The 9,639-nt window shown below is 72.6% G+C and carries 11 protein-coding genes; 8 read left to right on the top strand and 3 right to left on the bottom strand.

Translation table 11 applies throughout. From position 1 onward, the window contains the following. Nucleotides 1–52 precede the first annotated feature (52 nt). Complete coding sequence (locus ACTVZO_RS13300; protein WP_443298574.1) at nt 53–1,195, bottom strand: MBL fold metallo-hydrolase; 1,143 nt, start codon at nt 1,193–1,195, stop codon at nt 53–55. A gap of 192 nt (nt 1,196–1,387) precedes the next feature. Here ACTVZO_RS13300 and ACTVZO_RS13295 point away from each other — a divergent pair, with 192 nt between their 5' ends. From ACTVZO_RS13295 to ACTVZO_RS13285, 3 genes are read left to right on the top strand one after another with little or no spacing between them, the layout of a single operon-like run. After that, a complete protein-coding gene (locus ACTVZO_RS13295; protein ID WP_443298573.1) occupies nt 1,388–2,851 on the top strand; it encodes an aldehyde dehydrogenase in 1,464 nt (487 codons plus the stop codon). Beyond that, complete coding sequence (locus tag ACTVZO_RS13290) at nt 2,851–3,084, top strand: ferredoxin (RefSeq protein WP_443298571.1); 234 nt, start codon at nt 2,851–2,853, stop codon at nt 3,082–3,084. The genes ACTVZO_RS13295 and ACTVZO_RS13290 overlap by 1 nt, the downstream gene beginning before the upstream one ends. 60 nt (nt 3,085–3,144) lie before the next feature. Next, a complete protein-coding gene (locus ACTVZO_RS13285; RefSeq protein ID WP_443298570.1) occupies nt 3,145–3,678 on the top strand; it encodes a GNAT family N-acetyltransferase in 534 nt (177 codons plus the stop codon). Between the two features lie 256 nt (nt 3,679–3,934). Here ACTVZO_RS13285 and ACTVZO_RS13280 read toward each other — a convergent pair whose 3' ends face one another. After that, nucleotides 3,935–4,570: a TetR family transcriptional regulator gene (locus ACTVZO_RS13280; RefSeq protein ID WP_443298569.1), complete on the bottom strand. Its 636-nt coding sequence runs from the start codon at nt 4,568–4,570 to the stop codon at nt 3,935–3,937. A 226-nt stretch (nt 4,571–4,796) separates the two neighbouring features. On the opposite strand from ACTVZO_RS13280, the gene ACTVZO_RS13275 reads away from it, so the two are divergent. From ACTVZO_RS13275 to ACTVZO_RS13265, 3 genes are read left to right on the top strand one after another with little or no spacing between them, the layout of a single operon-like run. Next, nucleotides 4,797–6,113: a glycosyltransferase family 4 protein gene (locus ACTVZO_RS13275; RefSeq protein ID WP_443298568.1), complete on the top strand. Its 1,317-nt coding sequence runs from the start codon at nt 4,797–4,799 to the stop codon at nt 6,111–6,113. Nucleotides 6,114–6,171: 58 nt separating this feature from the next. Continuing rightward, the gene (locus ACTVZO_RS13270) at nt 6,172–6,915 is read left to right on the top strand and encodes a class I SAM-dependent methyltransferase (protein WP_443298567.1); all 744 of its coding nucleotides are present in this window, start codon (nt 6,172–6,174) and stop codon (nt 6,913–6,915) included. Then, nucleotides 6,912–8,009, top strand: coding sequence for a prenyltransferase (locus ACTVZO_RS13265; RefSeq protein ID WP_443298566.1), 1,098 nt, complete (start codon nt 6,912–6,914; stop codon nt 8,007–8,009). The genes ACTVZO_RS13270 and ACTVZO_RS13265 overlap by 4 nt, the downstream gene beginning before the upstream one ends. A gap of 6 nt (nt 8,010–8,015) precedes the next feature. Here the strand turns inward: ACTVZO_RS13265 and ACTVZO_RS13260 are convergent, their stop codons facing one another. Then, on the bottom strand, nt 8,016–8,324 hold the full coding sequence (locus ACTVZO_RS13260) for a hypothetical protein (RefSeq protein WP_443298565.1): 309 nt from the start codon (nt 8,322–8,324) through the stop codon (nt 8,016–8,018). A gap of 112 nt (nt 8,325–8,436) precedes the next feature. Here ACTVZO_RS13260 and ACTVZO_RS13255 point away from each other — a divergent pair, with 112 nt between their 5' ends. Both ACTVZO_RS13255 and ACTVZO_RS13250 read left to right on the top strand, forming a co-directional pair. After that, a complete protein-coding gene (locus ACTVZO_RS13255; RefSeq protein ID WP_443298564.1) occupies nt 8,437–9,075 on the top strand; it encodes a hypothetical protein in 639 nt (212 codons plus the stop codon). A gap of 41 nt (nt 9,076–9,116) precedes the next feature. After that, nucleotides 9,117–9,551: a hypothetical protein gene (locus ACTVZO_RS13250; protein ID WP_443298563.1), complete on the top strand. Its 435-nt coding sequence runs from the start codon at nt 9,117–9,119 to the stop codon at nt 9,549–9,551. Nucleotides 9,552–9,639 lie beyond the last annotated feature (88 nt).

Here is a 9,639-nt window from a genome sequence, read left to right as displayed (position 1 = left end):
CGGGTTCACTCTACCGGCCCGTAGGGTGCGGGCCCCGGCCGGCGGCCTGGCCCTACAGCGCCCGGTACGTCACCGGGTCGCTGCCCGGGACCGCCTCCGCGCGGCCCTGTTTCACCAATCGCCGCAGGTGGGCCTCGGCTTCGGAGACGGCGATGTTGCGGGAGCCGTACGGGATCTGCTCCCAGGGCCGGTTCCATTCCATGCGCTCGGCCAGCCTCCACGGGGTCAGCGGTTCGGCCAGCAGCGCCCACAGGCCGGTGAGGCGCTCCTCGTGGTGGTCGAGGAGTTCCCGTACGCGGGCGGGGGCGTCGGTGAAGGCGTGCTGGTGGGCGGGGAGCACCTCGGCCGGGTCGAGGCGGCCGATGCGTTCGAGGGAGTCGAGGTAGTCGCCGAGGGGGTCGGTGACGCGGGTGACGCCGTTCTCGTCGGGGGCCTCGTACAGCCCGATGTGCGGGGAGATCCCGGGCAGCAGGTGGTCGCCGGAGAAGAGGCGGCCGTTGCCGGGGAGGTTCGCCGGGTGGGCTTCCTCCAGGTGCAGGCAGACGTGGCCGGGGGTGTGGCCGGGGGTCCAGATCGCGCGCAGCCGGCGTCCGGCGAGGGGGAGCAGCTCGGCGGGGACGATCTCCCGGTCGGGTACGGCTGCGTGCAGGCCGGGCAGGGTGCGCAGGCGGCCGCTCGCGCGCGCGGCGCGCAGCGGGGCGATGTGCTCCTCGGGGGCTCCGGCGGCCGCGAGCTTCTCGCTCATGTAGTCGAACCACACGCCGGGCTCGGCGGACCGGGTCCGTACGACGACCTCGGTGTCGGCGGCGTGCATGGCGATCCAGGCGCCGGAGGCCTCGCGGACCTGGCCGGACAGGCCGTGGTGGTCGGGGTGGTGGTGGGTGATGACGACGCCGTGGACGTCGGCGGCGGCGATGCCGAGTGCGCCGAGGCCGGCGACGAGGGTGTCCCAGGAGGCGGGGTCGTCCCAGCCGGTGTCCACGAGGACCGGGCCGCGGTCGGTGTCGAGGACGTGGACGAGGGTGTGGCCGAGGGGGTTGTCGGGGATGGGCACCTTGATCCCCCACACGCCTCCGCCGTGATCGGTGACGGGCGGCGTGCGCTCCGGGCCGTGCGGTCCTGCCGCTCCTCGCGCCTCCCGCGCCGCGTTCGCCTCCCGCGCCGCGTCCGTCTCCTGCGCCTCGTTCGTCGACATGAGATCCCCTGCCCGCTCGTCCCACCAACAAGAACCTGTTTCAGTAGTAGCCCAAGTCGACCACTTCCGGCTGCTCCTGACTAGTCGTTGGATCTTCCGGACCTCCGTGCGGGCGGTTCCGTCCTGGCCGTGGACTCCTCTAACTAGAACTGGTATCAGTTCTGCAACGTCAAGCCGCAGGAGGCCTCAGCCATGACCGAGCTCGTGGAACACGGACAACTGTTCATCGGCGGGGAATGGACGGATCCGCTGGGCACCGACACGATCCGGATCGTCTCCCCCCACACCGAGCAGGTCATCGGCTCCGTCCCGCACGCCTCCCGCGGGGACGTGGACCGCGCCGTCGCCGCCGCCCGCCGGGCCTTCGACGAGGGGCCGTGGCCGCGGATGACCCTCGAGGAGCGCATCGCCGTCGTCTCCCGGATCAAGGACGCCATAGCCGTCCGGCACGAGGAGATCGCCCGCTCGATCAGCTCCCAGAACGGGTCCCCGTACTCCTGGAGCGTCCTCGCCCAGGCGCTCGGCCCGATGATGGTCTACGACGCCGCGATCACCGTCGCCCGCGCCTACCCCTACGAGGAGCACCGCCAGGGCGCGCTCGGCCCGATCCTGGTGCGCCGCGAACCGGTCGGGGTCGTCGCGGCCGTCATTCCGTGGAACGTGCCGCAGTTCGTGGCGGCGGCCAAGCTCGCCCCCGCGCTGCTCAGCGGCTCCACCGTCATCCTGAAGCCCTCGCCGGAGGCCCCGCTCGACTCCTACATCCTCGCCGACATCGCGCGCGAGGCCGGGGTGCCGGAGGGCGTGCTGTCGATCCTGCCCGCCGACCGGGAGGTCAGCGAGTACCTGGTCGGCCACCCCGGCATCGACAAGGTCGCCTTCACCGGCTCGGTCGCCGCTGGCAAGCGCGTGATGGAGGTGGCCGCGCGCAACCTCACCCGGGTCACCCTGGAGCTCGGCGGCAAGTCGGCCGCGGTGATCCTGCCGGACGCCGACCTGGAGACCGCGGTGGCCGGGATCGTCCCCGCGGCCTGGATGAACAACGGCCAGGCGTGCGTGGCGCAGACCCGGATCCTCGTCCCGCGCGGCCGGTACGAGGAGGTGGCCGAGGCCTTCGCGGCGGCGGCCGGCGCCCTGGTCGTCGGCGACCCGCTGGACCCGGCCACGCAGCTCGGCCCGCTCGTCGCCCAGCGCCAGCAGCAGCGGTCCCTGGACTACATCCGGATCGGGCAGGAGGAGGGCGCGAAGGTGCTGTCGGGCGGCGGGCGCCCGGCGGGCCTGGACCGCGGCTGGTACGTGGAGCCCACCCTCTTCGGGGACGTGGACAACTCCATGCGCATCGCGCGCGAGGAGATCTTCGGCCCGGTCGTCTGCCTGATCCCGTACGGGGACGAGGCGGAGGCGGTACGGGTGGCCAACGACTCCGAGTTCGGCCTGAGCGGCAGCGTCTGGACGGCCGACGTGGAGCACGGCATCGACTTCGGCCGGCAGATCCGCACCGGCACCTTCAACGTGAACACCTTCAGCCTGGACATGCTGGGCCCGTTCGGCGGCTACAAGAACAGCGGTCTGGGCCGGGAGTTCGGCCCCGAGGGCCTGGGCGAGTACCTGGAGCACAAGATGATCCACCTGCCCGCGGGCTATGAGGCGGGTGCCTGATGGGCGACCGCTGGCAGGTCGAGGTGGACCGGGGCGTCTGCATCGGCTCGGGCATGTGCGTCAACCACGCCCCGCAGGGCTTCGTCCTCGACTCGGCCCGCCAGTCCCACCCCCGCGCCCCGGAGTCGGACGCGAACGAGCCGATCCTGACGGCGGCGGAGGGCTGCCCGGTCGAGGCCATCCTCATCACCCTGGCCGAGACCGGCGAGCCGGTGTTCCCGCCGGAGGAGTGACGGTCGCGGCAGGGCCCCGGTACGGCGCGAGCGGTACCGGGGCCGTGCCAGACTGCCCGCATGATCGCCCCCACAGCCCCGCAGGTATCCGTCCGCGCCATGACCGAGGCGGACATCGAGGCCGTCTCCACCCTGCGTGTCCGCGGCTGGCAGCACGCCTATGCCGGCTTGATGCCCCAGTCCCATCTCGACGGGCTGAGCATCGCCGACGACGCCGCCCGACGACGCGGCCACTTCCGTGACGCGTCCGGTGAAACGACCCATCTCGTGGCCGAGAGCGCGGACGGCGCCGTCGTCGGCTGGGCGTGCTTCGGGCCGGCCCGCGGCGACGACCTTCCCCGGGGAGAGGGCGAGCTGTACGCCATCTACGCCCGCCCGGACCTCATCGGCACCGGAATCGGGCGGACCCTCGTGGACGAGGTCCTCCGGCGGGCCCCCTACCGGGCGCTGCGCCTGTGGGTCCTGGAGGGCAACACCCGCGCGCGCACCTTCTACGAGCGTGCCGGCTTCAGCCCCGACGGGGCGGTGTGCGCCGACCCCGTCGAGGGCGTCCCCGTACCCGAGGTGCGCTACCACCGCCCCCGCACCCGCTAGGGCCTGTCGTCAAACTCCCGTCTGCCCCGCGACGCCTGGCACGCGCTCTCGCCGCACCGGGCGAAAGCAAAGTACGTCCAGTACGCGTGCTTCCGCCCGGCGCACCGAGAGCACGCACCAGACGCCGCAAGGCCGCCCTCCGGGCGACGACGGGAGTTTGACGACAGGCCCTAGTGCCGTGACCGGGAAGGGCCTTCGCGGCGGTGGTTCACGGCGGTGCTTCACGGCCGGTGGCGCGGTGGTCCCAGCGGCGGGTTCAGGCCTTTTCCGGGGTCCGGGGCGGGGCCGTCAGGTCGATGAGGCGGCAGACCGTTTCGATGTCGATCTTGACCTGGGCGATCGAGGCGCGGCCCGAGAGCCACGTGATCAGGGCCGAGTGCCAGGTGTGCTCGATGACGCGGACCGCCGAGAGCTGTTCCGCCGTCGGCGGGGCGTCCAGGCCCATCGCGTCCAGGATGATCGCCGTGGTCAGCCGCGAGACCGTGTCCACCTCGGGGCTCACGCTGCGGTCCGCGAAGGTCAGGGCCCTGACCATGGCGTCGGCCAGGTGCGGTTCGCGCTGGAGGGCGCGGAAGGCCCGCATCAGGGTCTCCGCGACGCGCGCCGCCGGCTCGTCGCCGGCCGGCGGGCGCTTGCGCAGCGTGGTGTGCATGTGCTGGAGCTGGTCCTGCATGGTGGCGACCAGCAGGTGCACCTTGGACGGGAAGTAGCGGTACAGGGTGCCCAGCGCCACGCTGGAGGACTCCGCGACCTCGCGCATCTGGACCGCGTCGAAGCCGCCCCGGCTGGCCAGCTGGGCGCTGGCGTGCAGGATCCGGCGGCGGCGCGCCTCCTGGCGCTCCGTCAGGGGAGGCGACGCCGGTGTGGTCACGGCCTTCACTTCCGCTGTCATGTGTCCCGTTGTCCCGTTCCGTGTCGTTGCGCGAGCTGATTCCGGGCCGATCGGGAGCCAGCATGGCAGGCGCCGGAGCCGTGGCGCGAATCACCTGCTCCGCCTCTTACGGTGTAGTTTCCGGCCGGTAGATTCAATGGTCTTCGACGGATCAAGTCTGAAACTTGTTCTACATTATCCGAGCGGTTACGCTCCGGCGAAAGTTGCAGGGAGAAGGGGGCCGAGAGTGACCGCTGAGGCCATGGTGACGAGCCCTTTCGCGGGTTCCGCCACCGACGGCGACCGCCCGCTGCGCATCGCACTCCTCACCTATAAGGGGAACCCGTTCTGCGGCGGCCAGGGCGTCTACGTCCGCCACCTCTCGCGCGAGCTCGTGAAGCTGGGCCACTCCGTCGAGGTCATCGGCGCGCAGCCCTATCCCGTCCTCGACACCGGCGCCACCCTCACCGAAGTGCCGAGCCTCGACCTCTACCGCAGCCCCGACCCGTTCCGCACCCCGAAGCGCGACGAGTACCGGGACTGGATCGACGCCCTCGAGGTCGCCACCATGTGGACCGGCGGCTTCCCCGAGCCGCTGACCTTCTCCCTGCGGGCCCGGCGCCATCTCGCCGCCCGCGCAGGTGAGTTCGACGTCATCCACGACAACCAGACCCTGGGGTACGGACTGCTGGGCGACCTCGGCGCGCCGCTGGTCACCACCATCCACCACCCCATCACCGTCGACCGGCAGCTCGACCTCGACGCCGCGAAGGACCGCAAGAAGCGGCTCTCCGTGCGCCGTTGGTACGGGTTCACCCGCATGCAGGGCCGCGTCGCCCGCCGGCTGCCGTCCGTGCTCACCGTCTCCGGCTCCTCCCGGCAGGAGATCTCCCAGCACCTGGGCGTCCGCGACGAGCGCATCCACGTCGTGCACATCGGCGCCGACACCGACCTGTGGTCGCCGGACGCCTCCGTGGCCGAGGTGCCGGGCCGCATCGTCACCACCTCCAGCGCCGACGTGCCGCTCAAGGGACTCGTCCACCTCGTCGAGGCCCTCGCGAAGCTGCGCACCGAACAGCCCGACGCCCACCTCGTCGTCGTCGGCAAGCGCGCCGAGAAGGGGCCGGTCGCCCGCGCCATCGAGACGTACGGGCTCGGCGACGCGGTGCGGTTCGTCAAGGGCGTCACCGACGCCGAACTCGTCGACCTCGTCCGCAGCGCCCAAGTCGCCTGCGTGCCCTCCCTCTACGAGGGCTTCTCGCTCCCCGCAGCCGAGGCCATGGCCACCGGGACCCCGCTCGTCGCCACCACCGGCGGTGCGATCCCCGAGGTCGCCGGCCCCGACGGCGAGACCTGCCTCGCCGTGCCCCCCGGCGACGCGGGAGCCCTGGCCGCCGCGCTCGGCCGGATGCTCGGCGACCCGCAGCTGCGCGCCCGCCTCGGCGAAGCCGGGCGCGAACGGGTCCTGACCCGCTTCACCTGGGCCAAGGCCGCCGAGGGCACCGCCGCGCACTACCGCGCCGCCATCGAGCAGGCAGCCGCCCGTACCCGCCGCTCGCGGTGACCCTCCACCAGACTCGCCCCCTCCTCAGACACCCCCGCGACCGCGAAGGCAGGACCCCGTGCTGACCGTCGATTTCTCCCGGTTCCCGCTCGCCGCAGGCGACCGCGTACTCGACCTGGGCTGCGGCGCAGGCCGGCACGCCTTCGAGTGCTACCGGCGAGGCGCCCAAGTGGTCGCGGTCGACCGCAACGGCGAGGAGATCCGCGAGGTCGCCAAGTGGTTCGCCGCGATGAAGGAGGCCGGTGAGGCGCCCGCCGGCGCCACCGCCACCGCCATGGAGGGCGACGCGCTCGCCCTGCCCTTCCCCGACGAGTCCTTCGACGTCGTCATCATCTCCGAGGTGATGGAGCACATCCCCGACGACAAGGGCGTCCTCGCCGAGATGGTCCGCGTCCTCAAGCCCGGCGGGCGCATCGCGATCACCGTGCCGCGCTACGGCCCCGAGAAGATCTGCTGGGCGCTCTCCGACGCCTACCACGAGGTCGAGGGCGGCCACATCCGCATCTACAAGGCGGACGAACTGCTCGGCAAGATGGAGGCCGCCGGCCTCAAGCCGTACGGCACCCACCACGCGCACGGGCTGCACTCCCCGTACTGGTGGCTCAAGTGCGCGTTCGGCGTCGACAACGACAAGGCGCTGCCCGTCAAGGCGTACCACAAGCTCCTGGTCTGGGACATCATGAAGAAGCCGCTGGCCACCCGCCTCGCCGAGCAGGCCCTGAACCCGGTCATCGGCAAGAGCTTCGTGGCGTACGCGACCAAGCCGCACCTCCCGGTCCTCCCCGACGGCGACACGAAGTGAGCTCCCCCGGGCGCACCGAACACCTCGTCCTGGACGGGGTGCTGACCGCCGAGCAGGCCGCCCAGACCGTGGCCGGGATCCTGGCCGCGCAGCGCGCCGACGGGGCCATCCCGTGGTTCCGCGGCCACCACCTCGACCCGTGGGACCACACCGAGGCCGCGATGGCCCTGGACGCGGCCGGCGAGCACGAGGCCGCCGAGCGGGCGTACGCGTGGCTGGTCCGGCACCAGAACCAGGACGGCTCCTGGTACGCCGCCTACGCCGACCGGCCGGACGGCGTGGACACCGCCGAACCGCAGGACGCCGGCCGGGAGAGCAACTTCACCGCGTACATAGCCGTCGGCGTCTGGCACCACTACCTGTCCACCGGCGACGACGCCTTCCTGGACCGGATGTGGCCCGCCGTCGCCGCGGCCGTCGAATGGGTCCTCGCCCTCCAGCAGCCCGGCGGCGAGATCGGCTGGAAGCGGGAGGCCGACGGCACGCCCGTCACGGACGCCCTGCTGACCGGCTCCTCCTCCGTCCACCAGGCCCTGCGCTGCGCGCTGGCCATCGCCGAGCACCGCGAGGAACCCCAGCCCGACTGGGAACTCGCGGCGGGCGCGCTGCGCCACGCCGTCCGCCGGCACCCCGAGCGCTTCCTCGACAAGAACCACTACTCGATGGACTGGTACTACCCGGTCCTCGGCGGGGCCCTGACCGGACCCGAGGCCAAGGCCCGCATCGAGGAACGCTGGGACGAGTTCGTCGTGGCCGGCCTCGGCGTGCGCTGCGTCCTGCCGAACCCGTGGGTGACGGGCGGCGAGTCCTGCGAGCTGGCGCTGGCCCTGTGGGCGACGGGCGAAGCGGACCGGGCGCTGGAGATCCTGCGCTCGATCACGCACCTGCGCGCCGACAACGGCATGTACTGGACGGGCTACGTGTTCCGGGACGACGCGGTGTGGCCGGTCGAGCAGACCACCTGGACCGCCGGGTCGCTGCTGCTGGCCGTCGCCGCCCTGGGCGGCGACGAGGCCACCACCGAGGTGTTCGGCGGGGCCTCGCTCCCGGCCGGGCTGGAGCCGGACTGCTGCGGCCTTCGGGAGACGCCCTAGCCGCGGCTAGCCGCGGCGGTACAGCCAGCCGGCCAGGCCGTGGCCGATCAGGAGGTACACCACCGCCGCCAGGCCGTAGCCGAAGACGACTTGGACCCACTCGCGGCTGAAGGTGAACAGGTCGTACGACCAGCCGGACAGCCAGGTCGCCGTGTCGTGGACGAACTCCACCAGCTCGTTGCCCCGGTTGGCGTCGAGCAGGTACAGCAGGATCCACAGGGCGATCACGAAGGCGAGCACGTCAGCCACCAGTGCGACGGCCCGGCCCGCCTGATTGCTTCCCCGGGCTACTCGGGTGTGCGTGTGTGAGGGCATGTGGCGCGTCTTGCCGCTCGGGCGCGCCGCAAACCCGAACGGGTCCGCCCCGTGGTGCGGCCGCGGGGCCCGGGTGAGGCTGCGGGGGACGTCCCACTCCCCGGAGGACAGCGTGTCCCTCTCCACGACGGTTCGATTCCGCCGCACCGTGACGGTGGTGGTCCTGTCCACCGCGCTGCTGGCCGACGCCACCTCCTGCAGCGACGGCGGCGACCGGGCCCAGCGGGACGAGACGGTGTCCTCGGCCTCGGTGGCGGAGCTGGCGGCCCTGGCGGCGGCCGAGCCGGCCGCCGTCGCGGCCGACGAGGCGGCCCCGACGCCCTCGCCGAGCACGACCGCCCAGAAGCAGAAGTTCGCCAAGACGCGCTTCGTCGCCAACGCCGGGCTCGCGGCCGGGGCGACGTACCAGTGGATCATCAAGCCGAACCGCGCGGGCAAGTTCAAGAAGGGCGTGAAGGGCCGTAGGTTCGCCCTCATCAAGGCGGGTCTCGCGGGTGCCTTCGCGTACAACCGGCTGAAGGCGGCCGCCGACAACGCCAAGGGCGACCCGCTGCTGTCGAAGGCGACGGGCCCGCTGACGGCGGGCATCGAGTCCCTCAAGGGCCTGGGCCACAAGCTCCGCAAGGGCCAAGCGGGCGACGCCGACATCGACGCCTTCAACAACGTCATCAACGGCGTCAAGGAAGCGGGCAAGGGCGCGGGCGCCCCGGTGACCGACCAGGTCCCGAGCTTCTCCCAGCTGGGCGGATAGGCCGGCCCGGCCCGGGGCCCGCGGCCTGTTTCAATGGTCGCGTGATCGAGATCGTGGTGGCCGTCCTCGCCGCCGCGGGAGCCGGCTGGCTCCTGCGGCGCAAGCACCTCGCGCGGACGGCCGCCGGGCCCGTGCCCGGCATCCCCTGCATGGCCCGGCAGCCCGCAGGACAGGGGCGCTGGCGGCCGGGCCGGGTGTACGCCGACCAGGACGCGGCCCGCTGGGTCCCGCAGCGCGGCGAGCCCGTGCTCCTGCCCGGCGGCCGGGCCACCGGGGTGCGGGCGCCGTCCGTGAAGGAGGGCCTCTCCATCAACCCCGGCTCCCGGATCGTCAGCTGCGCCTACGACGACGGCGGGACGATGGACATCGCCGTGATGCCGCTGGACCTGCGCGAGCTGCTGGCGGCGGTATCGCGGACGGGGGAGACCGGGGAGACCGGGGAGGCCGGGGAGACCAAGGAGCCCGGGGAATCCTGAGAGGTCCGGCCGGGGGCGCGATCAGGCCACGGACCGTCACCGTGTGCCGGTGATCCATTACTGTGTGCGGTGCACTGACACACCGTCA

Origin of the sequence: Streptomyces sp. IBSNAI002 (genome assembly GCF_052244475.1) — a bacterium.
GTDB lineage: Bacteria > Actinomycetota > Actinomycetes > Streptomycetales > Streptomycetaceae > Streptomyces.
This window is presented reverse-complemented; position numbering and strand designations above follow the sequence as displayed.

Excerpts from the sequence above, each read along its gene's own strand:
- ACTVZO_RS13280 (WP_443298569.1), bottom strand. The coding sequence starts at position 4,570 with ATGACAGCGGAAGTGAAGGCCGTGACCACACCGGCGTCGCCTCCCCTG.
- ACTVZO_RS13290 (WP_443298571.1), top strand. The coding sequence starts at position 2,851 with ATGGGCGACCGCTGGCAGGTCGAGGTGGACCGGGGCGTCTGCATCGGC.
- ACTVZO_RS13295 (WP_443298573.1), top strand. The coding sequence starts at position 1,388 with ATGACCGAGCTCGTGGAACACGGACAACTGTTCATCGGCGGGGAATGG.
- ACTVZO_RS13300 (WP_443298574.1), bottom strand. The coding sequence starts at position 1,195 with ATGTCGACGAACGAGGCGCAGGAGACGGACGCGGCGCGGGAGGCGAAC.
- ACTVZO_RS13285 (WP_443298570.1), top strand. The coding sequence starts at position 3,145 with ATGATCGCCCCCACAGCCCCGCAGGTATCCGTCCGCGCCATGACCGAG.
- ACTVZO_RS13260 (WP_443298565.1), bottom strand. The coding sequence starts at position 8,324 with ATGCCCTCACACACGCACACCCGAGTAGCCCGGGGAAGCAATCAGGCG.